24 protein-coding genes are annotated in these 22710 nt (G+C 72.8%); 9 read left to right on the forward strand and 15 right to left on the reverse strand.

Annotated features, from left to right (window positions below):
• Nucleotides 1-29 precede the first annotated feature (29 nt).
• From ABD691_RS18890 to lpdA, 6 genes are all read right to left on the reverse strand, one after another.
• On the reverse strand, nucleotides 30-506 hold the full coding sequence (locus ABD691_RS18890; protein ID WP_344681521.1) for an ArsR/SmtB family transcription factor: 477 nt from the start codon (nucleotides 504-506) through the stop codon (nucleotides 30-32).
• Between the two features lie 14 nt (nucleotides 507-520).
• Nucleotides 521-1624: a serine hydrolase gene (locus ABD691_RS18895; protein WP_344681523.1), complete on the reverse strand. Its 1104-nt coding sequence runs from the start codon at nucleotides 1622-1624 to the stop codon at nucleotides 521-523.
• A 58-nt stretch (nucleotides 1625-1682) separates the two neighbouring features.
• Complete coding sequence (gene lipB, locus ABD691_RS18900) at nucleotides 1683-2429, reverse strand: lipoyl(octanoyl) transferase LipB (protein ID WP_344681525.1); 747 nt, start codon at nucleotides 2427-2429, stop codon at nucleotides 1683-1685.
• 9 nt (nucleotides 2430-2438) lie between these two features.
• Complete coding sequence (locus ABD691_RS18905) at nucleotides 2439-3341, reverse strand: TIGR01777 family oxidoreductase (RefSeq protein WP_344681527.1); 903 nt, start codon at nucleotides 3339-3341, stop codon at nucleotides 2439-2441.
• Nucleotides 3342-3441: 100 nt separating this feature from the next.
• On the reverse strand, nucleotides 3442-5184 hold the full coding sequence (sucB, locus tag ABD691_RS18910) for a 2-oxoglutarate dehydrogenase, E2 component, dihydrolipoamide succinyltransferase (RefSeq protein ID WP_344681529.1): 1743 nt from the start codon (nucleotides 5182-5184) through the stop codon (nucleotides 3442-3444).
• A 69-nt stretch (nucleotides 5185-5253) separates the two neighbouring features.
• Nucleotides 5254-6624, reverse strand: coding sequence for a dihydrolipoyl dehydrogenase (lpdA, locus tag ABD691_RS18915; RefSeq protein WP_344681531.1), 1371 nt, complete (start codon nucleotides 6622-6624; stop codon nucleotides 5254-5256).
• A 278-nt stretch (nucleotides 6625-6902) separates the two neighbouring features.
• On the opposite strand from lpdA, the gene ABD691_RS18920 reads away from it, so the two are divergent.
• Entirely contained in the window at nucleotides 6903-7250 is a 348-nt protein-coding gene (locus ABD691_RS18920) for an oxidoreductase (protein WP_344681533.1), read from the forward strand.
• Here ABD691_RS18920 and ABD691_RS18925 read toward each other — a convergent pair.
• Nucleotides 7247-7726, reverse strand: coding sequence for an OsmC family protein (locus ABD691_RS18925; RefSeq protein WP_344681534.1), 480 nt, complete (start codon nucleotides 7724-7726; stop codon nucleotides 7247-7249). The two genes, ABD691_RS18920 and ABD691_RS18925, sit on opposite strands and share 4 nt — an antisense overlap.
• 81 nt (nucleotides 7727-7807) lie before the next feature.
• Nucleotides 7808-9298, reverse strand: a complete 1491-nt coding sequence (locus tag ABD691_RS18930; RefSeq protein ID WP_344681536.1) for a leucyl aminopeptidase — start codon at nucleotides 9296-9298, stop codon at nucleotides 7808-7810.
• A 281-nt stretch (nucleotides 9299-9579) separates the two neighbouring features.
• Here ABD691_RS18930 and ABD691_RS18935 point away from each other — a divergent pair, with 281 nt between their 5' ends.
• Nucleotides 9580-10827 (forward strand): APC family permease, encoded by a 1248-nt coding sequence (locus tag ABD691_RS18935; protein WP_344681538.1) that lies wholly within the window; start codon nucleotides 9580-9582, stop codon nucleotides 10825-10827.
• A gap of 6 nt (nucleotides 10828-10833) precedes the next feature.
• Nucleotides 10834-11496, forward strand: coding sequence for a ribonuclease FAU-1 family protein (locus ABD691_RS18940; protein ID WP_344681539.1), 663 nt, complete (start codon nucleotides 10834-10836; stop codon nucleotides 11494-11496).
• A gap of 73 nt (nucleotides 11497-11569) precedes the next feature.
• Here the strand turns inward: ABD691_RS18940 and ABD691_RS18945 are convergent, their stop codons facing one another.
• On the reverse strand, nucleotides 11570-11863 hold the full coding sequence (locus ABD691_RS18945) for a hypothetical protein (RefSeq protein ID WP_344681540.1): 294 nt from the start codon (nucleotides 11861-11863) through the stop codon (nucleotides 11570-11572).
• A 137-nt stretch (nucleotides 11864-12000) separates the two neighbouring features.
• On the opposite strand from ABD691_RS18945, the gene ABD691_RS18950 reads away from it, so the two are divergent.
• The 3 genes from ABD691_RS18950 (at nucleotide 12001) to ABD691_RS18960 (ending at nucleotide 14590) form a co-directional block, all read left to right on the forward strand.
• A complete protein-coding gene (locus tag ABD691_RS18950; protein ID WP_344681542.1) occupies nucleotides 12001-13104 on the forward strand; it encodes a branched-chain amino acid aminotransferase in 1104 nt (367 codons plus the stop codon).
• 116 nt (nucleotides 13105-13220) lie between these two features.
• Complete coding sequence (locus ABD691_RS18955) at nucleotides 13221-14306, forward strand: WD40/YVTN/BNR-like repeat-containing protein (protein ID WP_344681544.1); 1086 nt, start codon at nucleotides 13221-13223, stop codon at nucleotides 14304-14306.
• Nucleotides 14306-14590 carry a ubiquitin-like small modifier protein 1 gene (locus ABD691_RS18960; RefSeq protein WP_344681545.1) on the forward strand — a complete coding sequence of 95 codons (285 nt, stop codon included), beginning with the start codon at nucleotides 14306-14308 and terminating at the stop codon, nucleotides 14588-14590. Before ABD691_RS18955 ends, ABD691_RS18960 begins: the two co-directional genes overlap by 1 nt.
• 18 nt (nucleotides 14591-14608) lie before the next feature.
• On the opposite strand, the gene cobS is transcribed toward ABD691_RS18960, so the two are convergent.
• From cobS to ABD691_RS18985, 5 genes are all read right to left on the reverse strand, one after another.
• A complete protein-coding gene (cobS, locus tag ABD691_RS18965; protein ID WP_344681546.1) occupies nucleotides 14609-15337 on the reverse strand; it encodes an adenosylcobinamide-GDP ribazoletransferase in 729 nt (242 codons plus the stop codon).
• 1 nt (nucleotide 15338) lies between these two features.
• Entirely contained in the window at nucleotides 15339-16439 is a 1101-nt protein-coding gene (gene cobT, locus ABD691_RS18970) for a nicotinate-nucleotide--dimethylbenzimidazole phosphoribosyltransferase (RefSeq protein WP_344681548.1), read from the reverse strand.
• Between the two features lie 23 nt (nucleotides 16440-16462).
• Nucleotides 16463-17011, reverse strand: a complete 549-nt coding sequence (gene cobU, locus ABD691_RS18975; RefSeq protein ID WP_344681550.1) for a bifunctional adenosylcobinamide kinase/adenosylcobinamide-phosphate guanylyltransferase — start codon at nucleotides 17009-17011, stop codon at nucleotides 16463-16465.
• A gap of 117 nt (nucleotides 17012-17128) precedes the next feature.
• Nucleotides 17129-18115 carry an aldo/keto reductase family protein gene (locus ABD691_RS18980; RefSeq protein WP_344681552.1) on the reverse strand — a complete coding sequence of 329 codons (987 nt, stop codon included), beginning with the start codon at nucleotides 18113-18115 and terminating at the stop codon, nucleotides 17129-17131.
• A 48-nt stretch (nucleotides 18116-18163) separates the two neighbouring features.
• Nucleotides 18164-18799: a DUF3043 domain-containing protein gene (locus tag ABD691_RS18985; RefSeq protein ID WP_344681553.1), complete on the reverse strand. Its 636-nt coding sequence runs from the start codon at nucleotides 18797-18799 to the stop codon at nucleotides 18164-18166.
• Between the two features lie 210 nt (nucleotides 18800-19009).
• On the opposite strand from ABD691_RS18985, the gene ABD691_RS18990 reads away from it, so the two are divergent.
• Complete coding sequence (locus ABD691_RS18990) at nucleotides 19010-19375, forward strand: HesB/IscA family protein (RefSeq protein WP_344681554.1); 366 nt, start codon at nucleotides 19010-19012, stop codon at nucleotides 19373-19375.
• 90 nt (nucleotides 19376-19465) lie between these two features.
• Here the strand turns inward: ABD691_RS18990 and ABD691_RS18995 are convergent, their stop codons facing one another.
• A complete protein-coding gene (locus ABD691_RS18995) occupies nucleotides 19466-19678 on the reverse strand; it encodes an RNA-binding S4 domain-containing protein (protein WP_344681556.1) in 213 nt (70 codons plus the stop codon).
• 146 nt (nucleotides 19679-19824) lie between these two features.
• On the opposite strand from ABD691_RS18995, the gene ABD691_RS19000 reads away from it, so the two are divergent.
• Nucleotides 19825-20751: a carbohydrate kinase family protein gene (locus tag ABD691_RS19000; protein ID WP_344682318.1), complete on the forward strand. Its 927-nt coding sequence runs from the start codon at nucleotides 19825-19827 to the stop codon at nucleotides 20749-20751.
• A 112-nt stretch (nucleotides 20752-20863) separates the two neighbouring features.
• Nucleotides 20864-22318, forward strand: coding sequence for an alpha-amylase (locus ABD691_RS19005; protein WP_344681558.1), 1455 nt, complete (start codon nucleotides 20864-20866; stop codon nucleotides 22316-22318).
• The last annotated feature ends 392 nt before the right edge of the window (nucleotides 22319-22710 follow it).

Here is a 22710-nt window from a genome sequence, read left to right on the forward strand (position 1 = left end):
CCAAGCAAACCGACCTGAAGCCCCTCGCTTCACCCGCGGAGCTGGCCTGCGATGTCGGAGGCCGCGGTGAGCAGGACGAGCGCGGGAACGACCGCCTGCGGGCGCAGGCGGTACGAACCGCGCTTGTCCTGCTCGACCAGACCGCACGCGGTGAGGCTCTTGAGGTGGTGGTACAGCTGCCCGGTGGAGCCGAGCCCGGCCGCGGCCTGCAGTGCCGCCGCGTTCTGGGCGCCCTCCCCGGCCAGCAGCCGGACCACCGCCGCCCGCGCCGGGTGCCCGAGCGCGGCGAGCACGTCGGTGCGCGGGCCGTCGTCCAGCTCCATCACCCGCGCGGGGTCGGCGTGGATCGTCCACTCCAGCTCCGCGGGCTCGACGAGCCTGCCCCCGTACTCCACGACGTTGCCGCTGGGTTCCGCCGCGCTCGCGCGCTCGCGCCCCTCCAGCGCGGCGACGCGCCGTTCGAGTTCGGCGATCCGGTCGAGGACGTCATCCGATGGCGAGGTCACCGGACGAGCTTGCCTCAGCCGCGCAACGCCCGTGCGAGCCGGTCCCGCCAGGCCGGGTCCAGGATCGCCATGAGCAGCACTCCCGCCGGATCGCCCTTGGCCACCTGGTCGGGGCCGATGTCGCCGTGCGCGACCAGCCCGCCGAAGCCGACGCCGCCGTCCTCGCGCCGCACCGACAGGCCGCAGGTCAGGATGCCGGGCAGGCTGCCGCCCTTGTTGCCGATGCCGATCACGCCCGGCGGCAGGTGGCCCTGCAGGGGCCGTTCCAGGACCTCCCGCGCGATGCCCGCGGCCTTCGACCGGCCGGTGGCGATGGCGCGGTGGATCGCCGCCAACGACGACGCCGGGGCGGCCATCGTGCCGTCGCCCCAGGCGCACTGCGCATCCCACGGCGGCAGCGGCTGCGTGGTCAGCCGCTCCAGGGTCCGCGCGCGCAGTGCGGGATCGTCGCGGTAGCGGCGTTCGAGGCGGAAGCCGAGCCTGCGCCGCAGCGGGGCCGGGGCCCAGGCCGGGGGAGCGTGCTCGGGCAGCGCGAGGAACAGGTACTCCGCGCACAGCGAGCGCAGGTCCGGATCCGGCCAGCCGCCATTCCGCGCCGCGCGGACCAGCGCGGGCAGGCCGAGCCGGTCGCGGAGGAAGTCCGGGGCGGCGCTGTCGCTGAAGCGGATCATGGCGTCGACCATCTGCTCCAGCGCGACCCGGTGCTCGGGGTCGGCCGCATGCAGGCCGGTCGGGTCGGTCGGGATGCCGAGCCTGCCCAGCGCGGCGACGTGCGCGCCGCCGTCGGTGGGCACGTAGTAGCGCTCCCAGTCGCCGACCCGCACCTGCTCGGCGGGGTCGAGGCGCCCCTCGGCCACCGCCTCCGCGTAGGCGGCCAGGTGCACGACCTTGATCGACGACGCCAGCGGCTGGGCCGCGTGGGCCCGGTGCGCCAGCACGCCGCCGCGGCCGTCGTCGATGACCAGGCCGAGCCCCTCCCGGTGTGCGCTGATCCAGTTCAGCCAGCCCTCGGGCGTCGACAGGTCGGGGGCCGGTTGTGCCGTCGCCGGGGTCGCGAGTGCGAGCGCGGGCACCGCCGCCGCGGCGGTTGCGAGCAGGGTGCGGCGGGATACGGGCATGTTCCACTCCTCCAGTAGTCCGTAATTCCGGAATACTAGAGGAGTGGAGTCCGGGTTGTCAGCGCAGTGCCGGATCCAGCGCGAGCCGTGCGCCCGCCACCGCGGGCTCGGAGCGCGAGATGTCGTGGTCGGAGACCGGCAGCACGCCGTCGACCGCGTCCAGCACGGCCTGTCGGACCAGCGGCAGCGCGTCGGCGACCGTGATCTCCCGGCCCGCCTCGCGGGACAGCGTGGTCACCCCGGCGTCCCGGATGCCGCACGGCACGATCCGGTCCCACACCGACATGTCGGAATTGCAGTTGAGCTCCAGGCCGTGCATGGTCACGCCCTGCTGCACGCGGATGCCGATCGCGGCGATCTTGCGCTCCGGGGCGCCGTCGCCCGCGGGCAGCCACACGCCGCTGCGGCCCTCGACCCGGCCGGCCTCCAGCCCGAACTGCGCGCAGACGTGGATCAGGGCCTCCTCCAGCCGCCGCACGTAGTCCACGACGTCGATCGGGTCGGACAGCTGCAGGATCGGGTAGCCGACGATCTGCCCCGGCCCGTGCCAGGTGATCTTCCCGCCGCGGTCGACGTCGATGACCGGCGTGCCGTCGTGCGGCCGGTCCTCCGGCGAGGTGCGCTTCCCGGCGGTGTAGACCGACGGGTGCTCCAGCAGCAGCAGGGTGTCGCCGTTGTCACCGGTAGCGCGGCCACCGGCCAGCTCCCGCTGCAGGTCCCAAGCGGACAGGTAGTCGATCGTTCCCAACTCGCGCACCTCGACCGGGTCGGACGAGGCACGGCATGAAATCTCGGCACGAGTCACGCGGCCAGGCTACGCCCGGCTTCCAGCAGGCGACACGGCCGCCGCCAGCGCCGCTCCCACCGACGGGTGCTGGAACGTGAAGCCGTTGGCCTCCAGCACGGTCGGCAGCGCCCGTTGCCCGGTGAGCACGTTCTCCGCGGCCTCGCCCAGCGCCGCGCGGAGCACGAACCCCGGCACGATCCACGGCGCCGGGCGCCCCATCGCCTCGCCCAGCGCGCGGGTGAACTCCGCGTTGGTCACCGGCGCGGGCCCGGTCAGGTTCACCGGACCGGAGATCTCGGAGTGCTCCAGGACGAACCGCAGGGCGGCGGTCTCGTCGTCCAGCGAGATCCACGGCAGGTACTGGGAGCCGTCGCCCAGCCGCCCGCCGAGCAGGAACGCGAACAGCGGGCGCAGCGCGCCCAGCATCCCGCCCGAAGGCGAGAGCACCGGTCCGGTGCGGGCCAGCACCACCCGCGCGCCCGCCTCGGCGGCGGGCCGGGTCGCGGCCTCCCACTGCTGGCACAGGTCGGCCAGGAACCCGGCGCCCGCGGGCGCGGACTCGGTCACCGGCTGCTGGCCCGCGTCGCCGTAGAAGCCGACCGCCGAGCCGTTGACCAGGACCGGAACCCCGCGCGCGGCGACCGCTTCGGCCAGCACCGCGGTCGGCCGGACCCGCGAGTCCACCAGCAGCCGCTTGCGCTCCGGCGTCCAGCGCCGGTCGCCGAGCCCGGCGCCGCAGAGGTTCACCACCGCGTCCGCGCCGTCCAGCGCACCGTTCTCGATCCGGCCCGCCTCCGGGTCCCAGCCGCGCTCGTCCGGCGCCTCCGGGGTGCGGCGGACCAGCCGGATCACCTCGTGCCGAGCCTGCCGGAGAACGGGGACCAGGCTGGTTCCGATCAACCCGGAGGATCCGGCGACAACCACGCGCATGCGCTGATCGTCTCGCACCCCGCGCACGGGCGCGACACCTCCGCCCGCAACGGCGGAGGGGCCGCCCACCAGATGGTGGACGGCCCCTCCGGGGACCGGGTCACAGGCCCAGGTCGGCCTCGAACGCGCCTTCCTCCAGCCGCTGCTTGAGCGTGCTGAGGAAGCGCGCGGCGTCGGCGCCGTCGACCAGCCGGTGGTCGTAGGACAGCGCCAGGTACACCATCGACCGGATGGCGATGGTGTCGCCGCCGTTGTCGTCGCTGACCACGACCGGCCGCTTGACCACGGTGCCGGTGCCGAGCATGCCCACCTGCGGCGGGTTCAGGATCGGCGTGTCGAACAGCGCGCCCCGGCTGCCGGTGTTGGTCAGCGTGAAGGTGCCGCCGCTGAGCTCGTCCGGCTTGATCTTGTTGTTCCGGGTCCGCGCCGCCAGGTCGGCGATCTTGCGGGCCAGCCCGCCGAGGTTGAGGTCACCGGCGTCGTGGATCACCGGCGAGACCAGGCCGCGGTCGGTGTCCACCGCGATCGCCAGGTGCTCGGCGGCGTGGTAGGTGACTTCCTTGTTCTCCTCGTCCACCGAGGCGTTCAGCTTCGGGTGCAGCTTCAGCGCCTCGGCCGCGGCCTTGGCGAAGAAGGGCAGGAACGACAGCTTGACGCCCTCGGCGGCCTCGAAGTTGTGCTTCGCGCGCTCGCGCAGCCGGGCGATCCGGGTCACGTCGACCTCGACCACCGTGGTCAGCTGCGCCGCGGTCTGCAGCGACTCCACCATCCGGCGCGCCAGCAGCTGCCGCAGGCGCGACATCTTCTGCGTGGTGCCGCGCAGCGCCTTGGCCTCCTCCGACGGCTCCACCGCCGGGCTGGCGGGGCTCGGCTGGGCGGCCGGGGCGGCGGGCGCGGCGGCCGGCGCCGACTTGGCGGCGTCGACCGCGGCCTGCACGTCCTGCTTGCGGATCCGGCCGCCGACACCGCTGCCCTTGATGGTGGACAGGTCGATGCCGTGCTCGTTGGCCAGCTTGCGGACCAGCGGAGTCACGTACGGCGCGGCGGCTGCCGGGGCACCGCCGTTGACCGGGGCGGCGGGCTGGGCCGGGGCCGCGGGCTTGGGCTGCTCCGGAGCAGGGGCGGGAGCCGCCTGCTGCGGGGCCGGAGCGGGAGCCGCGGCCGGCTCGGGCGCGGGCTCCGGGGTCGGCTCGGGCTGGGCCGGGGCCGACGGGGCGGCGGGCGCGGCGCCCTGCTCGCCGACCACGGCCAGCTTCGCGCCGACCTCGGCGGTCTCGTCCTCGCCCGCGGCGATCTCCAGCACCGTCCCGGCCACCGGGGACGGGATCTCGGTGTCGACCTTGTCGGTGGAGACCTCCAGCAGGGGTTCGTCGACCTCGACGGTCTCGCCGACCTGCTTGAGCCACCTGGTGATCGTGCCCTCGGTGACGCTCTCGCCGAGCGCCGGCATCGTGACGTCGGTGCCCTGCGCGGCACCCGACGGCGCGGCCTGCTGGGCCGGCGCCTCCTGCTGCGGCTCGGCCGGAGCGGCGGGCTCGGGCTCGGCGGCGGCCTGCGGCGCTTCCTGCTGGGCGGGCGCGGACTCCTGCGCGGGCGCGGCCTCGCCGGCCTCGCCGATCACGGCGAGCTCACCGCCGATCTCGACGGTTTCGTCCTCCTGCGCGACGATGCGCTGGAGCACACCGGCGGCGGGCGACGGGATCTCGGTGTCGACCTTGTCGGTGGAGACCTCCAGCAGGGGTTCGTCGACCTCGACGGTCTCGCCCTCCTGCTTGAGCCACCTGGTGATCGTGCCCTCGGTGACGCTCTCGCCGAGCGCCGGCATTTGAACGGAGAAGGCCATCGGTTCGCTGACTCCTCGTAGTGTGGCGGGGTGCTTGGCTGACTCGTCCGGTCGGCCGGGATTCAGACGTCAGCCGTGCACGTGCAGCGGCTTGCCGGCCAGGGCGAGGTGGGCCTCGCCGAGCGCTTCGGTCTGAGTCGGGTGGGCGTGCACCAGCGGTGCGACGTCCTCGGGCAGGGCTTCCCAGTTGTAGATCAGCTGGGCCTCGCCGATGAGCTCGCCGACCCGGTCACCGACCAGGTGCAGGCCGACCACCGGGCCGTCGGCGGCGCGGACCAGCTTGACCACACCGGAGGTCTTGAGGATCTGGCTCTTGCCGTTGCCCGCGAGGTCGTAGTTGATGGTCTCGACCGCGCCGTACTGCTCCTTGGCCTGCGCTTCGGTCAGCCCGACCGAGGCGACCTCGGGGTGGCAGTAGGTGACGCGCGGGATGCCCGCCTCGTCGATCGGCTGCGGGTTGAGCCCGGCGATCTCCTCTGCGACGAAGATGCCCTGCTGGAATCCGCGGTGCGCCAGCTGCAGGCCCGGGACGATGTCGCCGACCGCGTAGACGCCGTCAACCCCGGTGCGCAGCCGGTCGTCGGTGCGCACGAAACCGCGCTCGACGGTGATGCCCGCTTCCTCGAAGCCCAGCGCGGCGGTGTTCGGGCCGCGGCCGACCGCGACCAGCAGCAGGTCGGCGTCGAACTGGTCGCCGTTCTCCAGGCTGACGCTGACGCCGCTGTCGCTCTGGGTGGCGCCGGTGAACTTCACGCCGGTTTTGAACTTGATGCCGCGCTTGCGGAACTCGCGCTCCAGGCGCTTGGAGATGAACTCGTCCTCGTTGGGCACCAGGTGCGGCAGGGCCTCGACGATGGTGACCTCGGCGCCGAAGGACCGCCACACGCTGGCGAACTCCACGCCGATCACGCCGCCGCCGAGCACGACGACCTTCTCCGGCACGAAGTCCAGGTTCAGCGCCTGCTCGCTGGCGATGACCCGGCCGCCCAGCTCCAGGCCCGGCAGCGTCTTGGAGTACGAGCCGGTGGCCAGCACCACGTTCTTGCCGGTGTAGCGGGTGCCGTCGACCTCGACGGTCTTGGCGTCGACGAGCCTGCCCGCACCCTCGACGACCTGGATCTTGTGCGCCTTGAACAGGCCCTGCACGCCCTTGTAGAGCTTGCCGACGACGCTGTCCTTGTAGGAGTTGACGCCCGCGATGTCGATGCCCTCCAGCGAGGTCTTCACCCCGAACTGGTCACCTTCGCGTGCGGAGTCGGCGACCTCAGCGGCGTGCAGGAGGGCCTTGGTGGGAATGCACCCGCGGTGCAGGCAGGTCCCACCGAGCTTGTCCTTTTCGATAAGGACGACGGACAGGCCGAGCTCGGCCGCGCGGAAAGCGCAGGCGTAGCCGCCCGAACCGCCGCCGAGAATGACCAGATCGGCGGACGTGTCGGTCACTTCGAACTCCTCGACAGGCATCGTTGACTCGCGGTCGGCGCCTGGCAGCGGTGGTCAGGCGCACCTGGGAGCCATCTTGTCACCACAGGAGGTCCTGACGCGACGTGGGCTCGACCTATTCCCGCCAAGCCCGACGGAGATCACAGGGACCGAACTCACACCCGCCCAATACCGACAGTGGCATTATCGGTGGGGGCAAGTATCGGTAGGAAAGAGTTGTCGCGGATCTTTTCGCCCCCGCACGGCGGAAAGAGCGCCGAGCGGGAGGGTTGAGAGCCGTGGGCCTGTTCGACCGGCTGCGCAGGCGCAGGCGTTCTGGTGTCCTCCGTGGAGCCAGCAGCCAGGACAGCGACCACCTGCGGGACTGGGCCGCCCAGCGGCAGGGGGTCGAGGCCTACATCGAGCCCCGCACGACGGTCACCGAGACGACCGTGGTGCTCATCGCCCACGACGGCGAGTGGACCCGCCGCCGCGTCGACAGCCCGGACGCCGCGCACCGCTTCGCCCGCGGGCTCGGCATGCCCTGCTACGAGGTGTCCAAGGTGGGCTATCCGCAGCGGATGCGCGACTACCAGGCCAGGCAGCGCGTCCTGCGGGACCGGGAGCGCCGCCGCGAACTGGACTAGTTCGCGACCCGGGTGGACGGTTCATTTCGGACCGGGAAGCGGACCGACTTGGCGATGTAGCAGAGCTCGTGCGCGCGTGCGTGCAGGGCTTCGGCGACGTCCAGGCTGGCCCGGTCGGCGACGGTGACCTCCGGGGCGAGCACGACCTCCTCGAACTGCCCGGAGCCGTCGGCGTTCTCGGTCAGCGTTCCGCGCGCCCGGTCGTGGTAGCCGATGACCACGACCCCGCAGTCGGCCGCCAGGTGCAGGAACCAGAGCATGTGGCACTGGGCCAGCGAGGCGACGAGCAGTTCCTCGGGGTTGTAGCGGTCGGCCTCACCGCGGAAGACCGGGTCGGCGGACGCGTCGATCACGCCCTTGCCCTCGGCGCGCACCTCGTGCGTGCGCTGGTAGCTGCGGTAGCTGGTGGTGCCCTGACCGGTGTTCCCGGTCCACACCACGTCGACCTGGTAGCCGTGCTTTCCGGTTTCAGTCACCACGCCATCCTGGCATCCCGCCCGGCGGTGCCGCGGTGATCCGCGTCGCGCCGATCACCGCGGCACCGCGTTTTCACCGGATCAGCCGTTGTCGGCGATGTCGGCGAGCACCGCGGCGAGCGTGCGGACCGGGACACCGGTGCCGCCCTTGGCGGTGTAGCCCCACGGCCCCTCGGAGTTGAAGGCCGGGCCCGCGACGTCGATGTGCGCCCACGGCACGTCCTCGCCGACGAACTCCTTGAGGAACAGCCCGGCCGACAGCATCCCGCCCCAGCGGTGGCCGGTGATGTTGGCCAGGTCCGCCAGCCGCGAGTCCAGGTCGCCGCGCAGCTCCTCGGGCATCGGCATCGCCCAGCCGCCCTCGCCGACGGCCTGCGACAGCCCGGCGACCCGGTCGCGGAACTCGTCGCTGCCCAGCACGCCCGGGGTGCGCTTGCCGAGGGCGATGACCTGCGCGCCGGTCAGCGTGGAGGTCTCGACGAGGTAGTCCGGACCGTCCTCGCAGGCGCGGACGATGGCGTCGGCCAGGATCAGCCTGCCCTCGGCGTCGGTGTTGAGGACCTCGACGGTCTTGCCGCCGTACATGGTGAGCACGTCGCCGGGCCGGTAGGCGGTGCCCGACGGCATGTTCTCGGCCATCGGCACGGTCGCGGTGACGTCGATCGGGTAGTTCAGCTTGGCCGCGAGCACCATGGTCGCGATCACCGCGGCGGCCCCGGACATGTCCGAGGTCATCTCGTCCATGTTCGCGCCGGGCTTGAGCGAGATGCCGCCGGTGTCGAAGGTGATGCCCTTGCCGACCAGGGCGACCTTCTTGGCGCCCTTGGCGCCCTTGTGCCGCAGCCGGACCAGGCGCGGCGGGCGGGAGGAGCCGCTGCCGACGCCGAGGATCCCGCCGTAGCCGTGCTTGCGCAGCGCGGCGTCGTCGAGGATCTCGACCTCGAGGCCGGCGGCCTTGCCCAGCTCGGCGGCGCGCTCGGCGAACGTGGCCGGGTACAGGTCGTTGGGCGGGGTGTTGATCAGGTCGCGGGCGGTGTTGACCGCCTCGGCGATGGCGGTGCCGCCCTTGAGCGAGGACTTGGCCGAGTCGGCCTTGGCGTCGTCGACCAGCAGGTCCACCTTGGCCACCGGGCCGTCGCCGTTCTGCGACTTGTACTTGCTGAACGCGTAGGCGCCCAGGACGGTGCCCTGCACCGCGGCGGAGATGTCCACAGTGGACAGAGTGCTGGCGGCGTGCGAGACGCCGGTCAGCGCGCGGGCCGCGGCGCCGGAGGCGCGGCGCACCGCCTCGCCGGTCGGGCCGCCGTCGGCCGGCTTGCCCAGGCCGGTCGCCACCAGGACGTCGGCCCGCAGCCCGTCCCCGGCGGGGAGCTTGACGACCTCGTCGGCCTTGCCGGTCGCGCCCAGGGTGGCCAGCACCTTCGCCAGATCCCCGTCGAAGGCGGTGGCCACCTGGTCGGCCCCGGGGGCGAGTTCCACCCCGTCCGGCCCGGCGACGGTGCCGATGATCAGCGCTTCGACGGTCAGCTTCGCCACCGCGGTGTCGGTCAGGGCGAGTTTGGGTGTGGTCACGTGCTATTCCTCCGGGCCTACATGATCGGTGGGACCGCCGGGGTGCGGCTCCGTTCGCACTCTAGAACGGTTCGGCGCGGTGCAGCGTTCCAGGCGTATTCCCGCACGGCGGCCCGCCGCGGGGTCGCTCCGCCGAACGTGGGACGGTTCGGAAGCGGATGTCCCCCGATCGGGCGCGCATTCCGGGGATGTCAAGCTGTTCGGTGCGCGCCGGATGGGCCAACTGGCGGATCAGCCGACAGGCGGCTGCCCAACCGGGCGTCCTCTGTAAGGGTGGTCGTGTGGCCCAAGAGCTCATGTCGCCCCGCCGGCCGAACGCCGGTGCGCGGGCGGTTCCGGTCGCGCTGGGCGGCATGCTCGGCGCCGGGATCTTCGTCGCCGTCGGCCCGGCGTTCGCCGCGGCGGGCTGGTGGTCGCTTCTGGGCGTGCCGCTCGCGGCCCTGGTCGCGGGGTGCTGCGCGCTTGCCACCGCGCACCAGGCGGCGGTCTACCAGGGTCCCGGTCCCGCCTACTCCTGCATCCGCGCGCGGGTCGGTGTCGTTCCGGCCAGGATGAGCGCTGCCGCGCACATCGCCGGGCACCTGGCCGCGCTGGCCGCGATCGCCGGGCTGATCGGTGACCTGCTGTTCCCGGCGTCGTCGGCGGGTGCCGCGGCGGTGACGATCCTGCTGGCGGTGCTCGCCGCCACCGCGGGGCTGCGGATCCGCGCCGCCGCGAACTGGCTCCGGCTCGGGCTGATGCTCGCGGTGCTGGCCCTGGTCGTGGCCGTCTGCTTCGCCATCACCCCCGTGCCGTCCACCGCGATGGCGATGCCCGAAGACGACAGCGCGGTCGGGATCACCGGTGCGGCCGGGGTCTTCCTGTTCGCGTTCCTCGGGCTGGACCGGGTGATCGCCGCGGCCGACGAGCAGGACCGGGACGGCCGCCGCGCGGTGCGGCGGACCGTGGTCGTCTCGCTGGTCACGGCCAGCGTCCTGCTGCTGGTGCTCGCGGTCGCGCTGCTGCACCAGCTCGGTCCGGCGCGGCTCGCGCTCTCGCCCGTTCCGGTGATCGACGCGCTCGGCGCGGCGGCGGCCGGAGAGCTGCGGCCGGTGGTCTCGGCCGGGATCGCGGTGGCCCTGCTGCCGGTCCTGCTCGGGGTGCTGGAGTCGCTGCGCTCGACCGCGCTGGCAGCGGTCCGCGACGGCGACCTGCCCGCCGTGCTCGCCCGCACCGGGCCCGCCGGAACGCCGTTTCCACTGGACCTGGCGGCCGGAGCCGGAGCGGCGCTGATCGCGGCGCTGGTCGATCCGGTACCCGCGACGGCCTTCGCCTCGTGCGCCGTGCTGGTGCACTTCGCGTTCACCAACGCGGGCGCCCGGCTGAGCCTTCCGGAGGAGCGGACGTGGGCCATGCGGTCGGCATGCCTCGGGATGGGGCTGTCGGTCGTGCTCGCCATGAGTATGCCGGTGCCCGCGATGCTTGCGACCCTTGCAGTCGTCATCTTGGGGCCCGTTCTCGCGGGCACCTTCTCCGGACGTTGGAGCTGAGGCGGCATGCTCGACATGAGCGGATTGGGGCAGCGCAGCCTGCCCTCGTGGAACTACGGACAGGAAGTCCTCTACCGGTTCTTAAGGCTGGACGGGTCGATGGGCACCGTGCATCCGGCGCGCGTGCTCTCCGACGACGGCGAAACCCTGCTGTGCTGGGTCCTGCCCGGCACCTCGATCCGGGTCACGACCTCCCCCGACGGTCGCAGCCCGCGGGACCTGCCGATGGCCGAGCGGTTCGGCGGCAGGCGGGTTCCCGCCCGCTCCACCTGGCGGGGGACCGCCACGCTGCGGATGGTTTTCGAGCACGAGTGGTCGTCGGTGTGGTGGTTCTTCGAACCGGACGGCACCTTCCGCAACTGGTACGTGAACCTGGAGATGCCGCTGGGCCGCGACGCGACCGGGGTCGACCGGGTCGACGGGGTCCTCGACGTGGAGGTGTTCCCGGACGGGCACTGGCAGTGGAAGGACGAGCACGAGGTGGACGCCGCGATGGCGGCGGGCCGCTTCGACCTGACCTTCCTGACCCGGATCAGGGCGGAGGGCGAGCGGATGATCGCGCTGGCCAAGGCCGGTGACTTCCCGTTCGACGGGACCTACTGCGACGCCCGGCCCGATCCGTCGTGGACGCTGCCGTCGATCCCGGAGTCGCTGCTGATCGACCCGTGATCCTGGCGCTTTGCGACGAGTTCTGCCCGCAGGTCGTGGGCGGCGGTCCCGCCGCCCACGACCCGGAAACCGGCTAGAGCGCGAGGAAGAAGAACAGCCCGAAGAGCGCGACGAGCACCGCGATGCCCGCGACCGAGCCGCCGCGCAGGTCCTTCGGGAAGAAGGTCTTGTGCTTGTTGCGCCACCAGAACGCCCAGCCGCCCGCGGCGACCAGGCCGAGGATCACGCCGAAGATCCCCAGCCAGGCGTAGCCCCACAGCGCCAGGAACCCGCCGCCCAGCGGCATCAGCGCGGCCAGCGCGGCGGCCAGCAGGTCCTGGGAGACGGAAGTCGGGCCGAGCGCGGGAGCCTTCTGGGCTTCGGTCATGAGCACATCATAGAAGCCGGGCTCCGCCGGCGGTCGGCTCGCGGTCCGGCTCGGGGAACAACACCGGGAAAAACTCGGACGACCAACTTCCGGAGATCGGGTTTCCACTGCTCGAAGGCTCGCGATACGGTACGCGCATGACTGAAGCGCTGCCGTTCACCCGCACCACCAACCCGAATCCGGCCTCGGACGCCCGCCGGGCGGAGGTATTGGCCAACCCGGGGTTCGGGCAGTACTTCACCGATCACATGGTGACCATCGAGTGGGACGCCGACCGCGGCTGGCACGACGCGAAGCTGGAGCCCTACCACTCGCTGGAACTCGACCCCGCCACCACGGTCCTGCACTACGCGCAGGCGATCTTCGAAGGTCTCAAGGCGTACCGCCAGCCCGACGGTTCGATCGCCGCGTTCCGCCCGGATGCCAACGCCCGGCGGTTCCAGCGCTCCGCGCAGCGGATCGCGATGCCGGAGCTGCCGGAGCAGGTCTTCCTCGACTCGCTGCGGGAGCTGATCGCCGTCGACGCGGCGTGGGTGCCGGAGGAGCACGAGTCCTCGCTGTACCTGCGGCCGTTCATGATCTCGACCGAGTCCAGCCTCGGCGTCAACCGCCCGGCGAACTCCTACCTGTACTCGCTGATCGCCTCGCCCGCCGGGTCCTACTTCGCGAGCGGGATCAAGCCGGTGACGGTGTGGCTGGGCCACGAGTACGTGCGCGCGGCGCCCGGCGGCACCGGCGCGGCGAAGTTCGCGGGCAACTACGCGGCGTCCTTCGTCGCGCAGAAGCAGGCGGTGGAGAAGGGCTGCGACCAGGTCGTCTGGCTCGACGCGGTGGAGCGCCGCGCGGTCGAGGAGATGGGCGGGATGAACCTGTTCTTCGTCTTCGGCTCGGGCGCCGACGCGCGGCTGGTGACCCCGGCGCTGACCGGCAGCCTGCTGCCCGGCGTGACCCGCTCGTCGCTGCTGGAGCTGGGCGCGGAGCTGGGCATGCAGGTCGAGGAGCGGCGGATCACCACCGACGAGTGGGAGAAGAAGGCCGCCTCCGGTGAGCTGACCGAGGTCTTCGCCTGCGGCACCGCCGCGGTGATCACACCGGTCGGCCACGTCAGGTCCGACGACGTCGAGTTCACCATCGCCGACGGCAAGCCGGGCGCGGTCACCATGGCCCTGCGGGAGAAGCTGACCGGCATCCAGCACGGCACGGTCGAGGACACCCACGGCTGGATGACCAAGCTGAGCTGACCTGGATTCCACCCAAGCGCCCCCGGATCCCGTCCGGGGGCGCTGTCGTGTCCGGTGGCTGTCGGGCCTCCGGGGTAGCTTCGGCGATGAGACGTGAGTCACATCAGGAGGACGACATGGGTGAGCAGGTCCTACTCGCGATCGGGACCAGGAAAGGGCTCTGGCTGGCCACCAGCCGGGACGACCGGTCGGGCTGGGAGGTCACCGGACCGCACCTGCCGATGGCCGAGATCTTCGCGGTGGCCGTCGACACCCGGCGGTCGCCGCGGCTGCTGGTCGGGGCTTCCAGCACGCACTTCGGACCGAGCGTGGTGATCAGCGACGACCTCGGCGGCAGCTGGCAGGAGCCGCAGGAGGCGCCGATCGCGTTCCCGGCCGACACCGGCGCGGCGCTGGAGCGGGTCTGGCAGCTCGCGCCCGGTCCCGCCGACCAGCCGGACGTGGTGTACGCGGGCACCGAGCCGTCGGCGCTGTTCCGCTCGGACGACGGCGGGCGCACCTACTCCTTCGTGCGCGGGCTGTGGGACCACCCGCACCGCGAGCAGTGGGCGCCGGGCGGCGGCGGGCAGGCGGTGCACAGCGTCATCCCGCACCCGAGCGATCACCGGCAGGTCGTGGTGGCGATGTCCACCGGCGGCGTCTACCGGACCACCGACGGCGGCGAGAGCTGGACCGCCAGCAACACCGGCGTCTCCGCCCGGTTCCTGCCGGACCAGTACCCGGAGTTCGGCCAGTGCGTGCACAAGATCGCGCGGAACCCGGCGAAGCCGGAGCGGTTCTTCCTGCAGAACCACTTCGGCGTCTACCGCAGCGACGACGGCGCGGTGACGTGGGAGTCGATCGCCGACGGCCTGCCCAGCGACTTCGGGTTCCCGATCGTCACCCACCCGCACCGGCCGGACGTGGTGTACGGGTTCCCGCTGTCGGCCGACATGCGGCGCTTCCCGCCGCACGGCCAGTGCCGGGTGTACCGCAGCGAGAACGCGGGGGAGTCGTGGACCGCGCTGTCCGACGGCCTGCCGGACCACTTCTGGTCCGCGGTCATGCGGGACGCGATGTGGACCGACGACGCCGACCCGGCGGGCGTGTACTTCGGTTCGCGCTCGGGCGAGGTCTACGCGAGCCGGGACGAGGGCGAGCACTGGCAGCGGGTCGCCGAGCACCTGCCCGACGTCATGTCCGTCCGCGCGGCGGTGGTCTGATGCTGGTCACGGTGGTGCTGCCCGCGGTGCTCCGGCCGAGCGCGGGCGGAGCACCACGAGTGGATCTCGACCTCGGCGCGGCGGCGACGCTGTCGGCGGCGCTGGACGCGCTGGGCGAGCGGCATCCGGCGCTGGAACGCCGGTTGCGGGACGAGAGCGGTGAGCTGCGCAGGTACGTCAACTTCTACCTGGACGGCGAGGAGTGCCGGAACCTCGACGGCAGCGCCACGGTTCTGGCCGAGGGCGCCGAGATCCGGGTGATCCCGTCCGTCGCGGGCGGGTAGTCCGTCCCGCCGGGCGGGTCAGAGGGTGCAGACGGCGAGCACGATCGTCGTCCCGATCTCGGACGCGGCGCCGAGCACGTCGCCGGTGATGCCGCCGAACCGGCGCCGCACGTGCCGGACGAACAGCAGCAGCACGCCGGCGGCGAGCGCCACCGCCACCGGGCCGGACCACAGCTGGGTCGCCGCCACGCCCAGCAGCACCAACCACCACGCGCCGACCAGCCACGGTGGCTGCGTCCCGGCCACGAGCGCGCCCATGCCCTCCGGGCGCGCGGCCGGGACACCGCGCAGGCAGCACAGCACGAACCCCGCGCGGCCGACGGCGCATGCCAGCACGACCGCGGCCCAGTTCGCGGAGACGGCGAGTTCGGCGAGGCTCACCGCCTGCACACCGAGGACGAGGATCAGCGCGACGACCGCGAACGGACCAGCGCCACCGTCGCGCATCACCGCCAGCGCGCGCTCGGGCGGCCCGTAGCAGCCGAGCCCGTCGACGCTGTCGGCCAGCCCGTCGACGTGCATGCCCCGCGTGACCAGCACCAACGCCGCGACGGTGAGCAGCGCCGCCAGCAGCGGGGCGGCGCCGAGCGCGGTCAGCGCCCACAGCACCGCCGCGCCGAAGGCCCCGATCAGCGCGCCGACCACCGGCGCGAACGCGATCGCCTGCCGGCACGCGCGCGCGTCGACCCGCTGCGCCGGGACCGGGAGCACGCTCAGCCAGGACAGCGCCAGGCGCAGGCCGTCCACGTCAGCCCTGCTCGGCGCGGGGACCGCTCGCCTCCGCCCCGGTCGGGCCGCCGACCCCCGCCTCGGCGAAGGTCGCCATCTCGGCGAGCACCCGCACGGCGGCGGTGACCACCGGCAGCGCGGTCAGCGCGCCGGAACCCTCGCCCAGCCGCATCTGCAGGTCCAGCACCGGCGAGAGGTCGAGGTGGTCGAGCACCAGGGTCCCGCCGGGCTCGGCCGACCGGTGTCCCGCCAGCCACCACTGGCGCGCCCCGGGTGCCAGCTCCTCGGCGACCATCGCCGCCGCGCCGACCACCACGCCGTCCAGCAGCACCGGGGTCCGGCGGACCGAGGCCTGCGCGAGGAAACCGCTCAGCGCGGCGATGTCGGCGCCCGCCGACGTCCGCAGCAGGGCCACCGGGTCGTTCAGCACCTTGCGGGCGCGGCGCAGCGCGTCGCGGATCGCGGAGGTCTTGCGCATCCAGGCGTTGTCGTCGATGCCGGTGCCGCGGCCGACCACCGCGACCGGCTCGGTGGCGGTCAGCGCCGCGATCAGCACCGCCGCCGGCGTGGTGTTGCCGATGCCCATGTCCCCGGCGATGAGCAGGTCGGCGCCGGAGTCGACCTCCTCGTCGGCGATCGCCCGGCCCGCGAGGAGCGCCGCGTGCACCTGCTCCGGGGTGAGCGCGTCCTCCCGGTCGATCGAGCCGGACCCGCGGCGGACTTTGCGGGCCGAGACCGCAGCCGGGGTCTCGGCGTCGACGGCCATGTCGACCACCCGGACGCTGGCGCCCGTCCCGGACGCCAGCACGTTGACCGCCGCGCCGCCGTTGAGGAAGTTGCCGACCATCTGGCCGGTGACCTCGCTCGGGTAGGCCGACACGCCCTTGCCCGCCACGCCGTGGTCCCCGGCGAAGATCACCACCCGCGGCCGCGCGAACGGCCGGGGCGGGCAGGTGCCCTGGCGGGCGGCGACCCAGACGCCGATCTCCTCCAGCCTGCCCAGCGCGCCCGCGGGCTTGGTCAGCTGCTCCTGGCGGGCGATCGCCTGGCGCTTCACCTGCTCGTCGGGCTCCGGCACCGCCGGGAAAACGATCGGGGACGTCTCGGGCGCGGTGGACAAGCTCCTACCTCCGGTTCGGTTGGTCAGCGCAGGCGCAGCGGGATCCCGGCGACGAGCAGCACGACCTCGTCGCAGACCTCGGCGAGCCGGGCGTTGAGGGATCCGAGTTCGTCTCGGAAAAGTCTTCCAGACCTGGTGGCGGGCACGATGCCCAGCCCGACCTCGGCGGAGACCAGCACCAGCCGGGCCGCGCACCGCGCGGTCGCCTCGACCAGGGCGTCGGCGTGCGCGGCGGTCCGGCGCAGGGCGGCGGCGTCGCGGTCCCACGCGCCTGCGTCGTCGAGCACGCCGGTCAGCCAGGTCGCGAGGTCGTCGACCAGCAGCGGCGGGTCGGCCGCGGTCGCGGCGTCCAGCGCCCGGCGCAGGTCGCCGGGCTCGCCCGCCTCGACGGTCCGCCAGCTGTCCGGCCGGCGGGCGACGTGGGCGGCGATCCGCTCGGTCCACTCGCCGTCGGCCGGGTCGTGCCGGGAGGTCGCGACGTAGGTCGCGGGCCCGGAGCCGGGGAGCAGGCCCTCGGCGTGCGCCGACTTGCCGGAGCGCGCGCCGCCGAGCACCAGTGTCCGGTGTGCCACGCTCGACCTCCGGTGTGCGCCGTTCGGGTGATCTCGGCCGACGCTACCCGGAGCTCGGTCCCCGGTTCCCCGGCACCCGCGCGGACCGCCGCCAGGGCGGCGATCCGCGCGCGGCGGTCAGTGCGACGCGGTCTGGGTGGGGTCGGTGGTGATCAGGTCGCCCAGCACGGAGTCGATCTTGTCGAGCACGTCCTCGTCCAGCTCGACCCCGGAGGCGCCGGCGTTGTCGGTGACCTGCTCGGGCCGGGAGGCGCCGATGATCGCCGCCGAGACGTTCGGGTTCTGCAGCACCCAGGCGACCGCCAGCTGGGCCATCGACAGGCCGAGGTCGGCGGCGATCGGCTTGAGCTCCTGGACCGCGGTGAGCACGTCGTCGCGCATCCAGCGGGAGATCATCGTGGCGCCGCCCGACTGGTCGGTGGCCCGCGATCCGGCAGGCGGCTGCTCGCCCGGCAGGTACTTGCCGGTCAGCACGCCCTGCGCGATCGGCGACCAGACGATCTGGCCGAGGCCCTCGCGCTCGGACGCGGGGATCACCTGCGGCTCGATGACCCGCCACAGCATCGAGTACTGCGGCTGGTTGGAGATCAGCGGGACCGACAGCTCGCGCGCCAGTTCGACGCCGCGGGTGATCTGCTCGGCGGTCCACTCGCTCACGCCGATGTAGAGGGCCTTGCCCTGGCGCACCAGGTCGGCGAAGGCCGACATGGTCTCCTCCAGCGGCACCGTGTGGTCGAAGCGGTGCGCCTGGTAGAGGTCGACGTAGTCGGTCTGGAGCCTGCGCAGCGAGGCGTGGCAGGACTCCATGATGTGCTTGCGGCCCAGGCCGCGGTCGTTGGGGCCCTCACCGGTCGGGAAGTAGACCTTGGTGAAGATCTCCAGGCCCTCCCGCCGCCGGCCTGCCAGGGCGCGGCCGAGGACCGACTCGGCCCTGGTCTGGGCGTAGACGTCGGCGGTGTCGAAGGTGGTGATCCCGGCGTCGAGCGCCGCGCGCACGCACTGCCCGGCCTGGTCCTCCTCGACCTGCGAGCCGTGGGTGAGCCAGTTTCCGTAGGCGATCTCGCTGATGGTCAGGCCGCTGTGGCCGAGACGACGAAACTCCATGCGCCCGACCCTAGGCCGTCCCGCTCTTGATCGAAACAGCGAAACCGATCAGTCCAGGGCGGCGGCGTCCTTCGGGCTGTAGCGCGGGCGCGGCATCCGCAGCTTGCGGATCTGCATGGCGCGGGTGAACGCGTACCAGCCCAGCGAGAACGGGCGGTCCTTGGCGTCCGGGAACTTCGCCCGGACCCGCCGGTTGACGTGCCTGCCCAGCAGGGTGCCCTCGAAGACCATGGTCAGCAGCAGCACCATGCAGGCCAGCGTCGCGTACTGCTGCACGACCAGGTTCTGCACCAGCGTGGTGCCGAACACGATCAGCACCAGCGGCATGAACAGGCCCATCAGGTGGCGCTTGGTGTCGACGATGTCGCGGACGTAGGCGCGGACCGGGCCGCGGTCGCGCGGCATGAGGTAGCGGTCGTCGCCCTCCATCATCCGCTTGCGGCGCTCGGCGGCGGCCTTGCGGCGCTCCTCCTTGCTGCCGCGGGCCCGCTTCATCGCCTCCCGCTGGGTCTTCGGCGGCGGCGGGACCGGGCCGCGGCGCTTGCCCTCGGCCTCGCGGCGCTTCGGAGTCGGCCGCCCCTTGCCGGGAGTGCGCGCGCCGTGCTCCTCCGTGGACCGGGCGGACGCGCTCTCGCTCTCGTCGGTCGCGGTCTGCTCGGTGCTGTTGCGGCGAAGGAACCTCACACGTCCAGGGTATTCGACGCCTTTCCGGCCGGTGCACGAGACCGCTGGTCCGGCTCCGGGGAGCGGACGTCACACCAGTTCGGCGCGGACCTGTGCCACCATTGGGGAGAACCAGGATTCGCCCTCGGGCCCGCCCGTGGGAATAGCCGGACCCGGCGCGGCGTTGGACGTCACGCCGGAATCGGATGCGCGAGACCTCTAGGGAGAGTCATGACCGCCCAGGACACCACGATCGACACCGAAGCCCCCGCCCACGGTGTCACCCTGACCGACTCGGCGGCCCAGAAGGCCAAGGCCCTGCTGGATCAGGAGGGCCGCGATGACATGCACCTGCGCATCGCCGTCCAGCCCGGTGGCTGCGCCGGCCTGCGCTACCAGCTGTTCTTCGACGAGCGCACCCTGGACGGCGACGCCCGCCGCGACTTCGACGGCCTCGGCGTGGTGGTCGACCGGATGAGCGCCCCGTACGTGCAGGGCGCGGTCATCGACTTCGTCGACACCATCGAGAAGCAGGGCTTCACCATCGACAACCCGAACGCCGGCGGCAGCTGCGCCTGCGGCGACTCGTTCCACTGACGTCGAACGTTTCGCCCGCGCGGAACCCGCTGAAGGAGTGACCAGCCCGGACACCGGTGGGGGTGTCCGGGCTGGTGTTGTGCGATCGTCCTAGTCGGCGACGACTTGGACCACGTCCTCACCGAACGAGACCAGATCGCCGGGGGCGACCTGGCGGCCCCGGCGGGTCTCGACCTCGTCGTTGACCCGGATCTCCCCGGCTTCCAGCAGGGCCTTGGCGTCCGCACCGTGCTCGGCTAGGCCCGCGAGCTTCAACAGCTGACCGAGCCGGATGGTGCCGTCCCGGATCTCCACTTCGCGCATGCGGCCATTGTCCGCTCCCGGTGTTCCGGCGCGTGCCACCGCGTGCCCGGCAGTACTCTCGGTGACCAGCCCTGCACCCGGATGACAGGAGCGGGCGCGTGTCCACCGCAGTCGCCGTCACCGGCAGCATCGCCACCGACCACCTCATGCACTTCCCGGGCCGGTTCGCCGACCAGCTGGTGGCCGAGGAGCTCGCGCAGGTGTCGCTGAGCTTCCTGGTCGACGACCTCGTGGTGCGCCGCGGCGGCGCCGGGGCCAACATCGCGTTCGCGATGGGCGTGCTTGGGCAGCGCCCGGTGCTCGTCGGCGCGGTCGGGGCCGACTTCGAGGACTACCGGTCGTGGCTGGAGCGGCACGGGGTCGACTGCTCCGGGGTGCACGTCTCGGAGGTCGCGCACACCGCGCGGTTCGTGTGCACCACCGACGACGAGTTCAACCAGATCGCGTCCTTCTACGCCGGGGCGATGGCCGAGGCGCGCAACATCGAGCTCGCGCCGGTGGTGCGCGCCCGCGGTGCCGGTCTGGTGCTGATCGGCCCGAACGACCCGATGGCGATGCTGCGCCACACCGACGAGTGCAGGCAGCGCGGCTACCGGTTCGCCGCCGACCCGTCGCAGCAGCTGGCGCGGCTGAGCGGGGAGCAGGTGCGACGGGTCGTCGACGGCGCCGACTACCTGTTCTGCAATTCCTACGAGTGGGGCCTGCTGCGGCACAAGACCGGCTGGTCGGCCGAGGAGGTCCAGCGGCGGGTCGGGGTCCGGGCGACCACGCTCGGCGCCGACGGCGTCGAGGTCGTCGACGAGCGCGGCGTGCTGCACGTGCCGGTGGTGCCGGAGCGGGAGAGGGCCGATCCGACCGGGGTCGGCGACGGGTTCCGGGCCGGTTTCCTGACCGGCGTCGCCTGCGGGCTGTCGCTGGAGCGGGCCGCGCAGCTGGGCTCGCTGGTGGCCGTCCACGTCCTGGAGGTCACCGGCACCCAGGAGTGGCGGCTGAACAACGGGCGCGCGCTGGACCGGCTCGCCGGGGCCTACGGCGCGGAGGCAGCAGCCGACATCGCCCCGCTGCTGCCCTGAGTTTGCAAACTTTTGCGAGTATTTGAGCTGTTCAGCGCTCCGACATACGGAGTATTGACTTAACAAGAGCAAGAAAATGTGATCGTAGGCACCCCCAACGACGGAGGTTGTCATGCGATTGAAAGTTCTTGCGATCACCGCGGTGTTAACGGGCACCGCGCTGGTTCCGGCCGCGGCGAGCGCCGCGCCGCCGGAGCCGGAGCGCGGGCCCGTGACCCTGGCCGGAAATCCGACCGCCGGGCCGGTCATCCAGATGTTCCAGTGGCCGTGGGACTCCCTCGCCGCCGAGTGCACCAGCTCCCTGGGGCCTGCGGGCTTCGGCGCGGTGCAGGTCTCACCGCCGCAGGAGCACGTGGTGCTCAAGGACAAGGGCTACCCCTGGTACCAGGACTACCAGCCGGTCAGCTACGGCCTGGACAGCAGGCGCGGCAACGCCGAGCAGTTCGCCGCGATGGTCCGGACCTGCAAGGACGCCGGTGTCGAGGTCTACGTCGACGCGGTGGTCAACCACATGTCCGGTTCCGGCTCGGTGGGCAGCGGTCCGGGCAGCGGGGGCAGCGAGTACGAGAAGTACAACTACCCCGGCCTGTTCGGGGACGCCGACTTCCACGGCTGCCGCCGGGACATCCAGAACTACAACGACAAGAACGAGGTCCGCAACTGCGAGCTGGTCGGGCTGGCCGACCTCGCGACCGAGAGCGAGTACGTGCGCCAGGCCCAGCGGACCTACCTGCAGGGCCTGATCGACATGGGCGTCACGGGCTTCCGGGTCGACGGCGTCAAGCACATGCCGCCGGAGGACGTGCAGGCGATCTTCGGCGGGCTCACCGGGGATCCGTACGTCTTCCTGGAGGTGATCGGCGACGGCACCACGACCGAGGGCGAGTACACCGGCGCCGGTGACGTGACGGTGTTCCCCTACTACAACAAGGTCGCCAACGCCTTCAAGGACGGCTCGCTCGCCCAGCTGGCGAACCTGCCGAACGAGATGCCGCTGCCCGGTGAGCAGGCCGTGGTGTTCATCGACAACCACGACACCCAGCGCAGCAGCCCGACCCTGACCTACAAGGACGGCGCGCGCTACGACCTGGCGGTCGGCTTCGAGCTGGCCTACCCCTACGGCACGCCGCAGCTGATCTCCAGCTTCGCGTTCGACAACCCCGACGCCGGTCCGCCCGCCGACGCCAACGGCACGACCAGCCCGGCGAGCTGCGACGACCAGGCGTGGGTGTGCGAGCACCGGCGCCCGGTCATCAACGGGCTCGCGCAGTTCCACAAGGCGGTCGCCGGGACCGAGCTCACCAACTGGTGGGACAACGGCGGCGGGCAGATCGCGTTCGGCCGCGGCGACGCCGGGTTCGCGGCGTTCAACGCGGAGGGCGGCGAGCTGACGCAGACGTTCAAGTCCGCGCTGCCCGCGGGCAGCTACTGCAACGTCGCCGCCGGCGCGTTCGTCGGGGGCCAGTGCGCGGGCGAGACCGTCGAGGTGGCCGGGGACGGCACGTTCACCGCGACCGTTCCGGCGAACGGGGCTCTGGCGCTGCACTCCGGGGCGAAGGTCGGCTGACGGCTTGGCGGCCGGGCTCGGCTTGGCGGCCGGGCGGCTGGCTCTCGGCTGGCCGCCGGGTCGCCGGGCTCGGCTGAGCGGCGGGTGGCTGGGCTCGGTTGGAGGCCCGGGTGACCGGGCTCGGCTGGCCGCCGGGTCGTCGGGCTTGGCTCAGCGGCGGGTCGCCGAGGTCGGCTGGCCGCTGGTTCGCCGGGACCGGCTCAGTGGCGGGTCGCCGGGTTCGGTTGGAGGGCTGGGTGACTGAGGTCGGTCGGCCGCCGGGGTCGCCTGGCTTGGCTCAGTGGCGGGTCGCCTGGACCGGCCGGAGGGCCGGGTGACCGAGGTCGATTGGCCGCCGGGTCGCTGGGCTCGGCTCAGCGGCGGGCCGCCAGGCTCGGCCGGAGGGCCGGGTG

The organism is Saccharopolyspora taberi (assembly GCF_039534165.1).
Lineage (GTDB): Bacteria > Actinomycetota > Actinomycetes > Mycobacteriales > Pseudonocardiaceae > Saccharopolyspora_D > Saccharopolyspora_D taberi.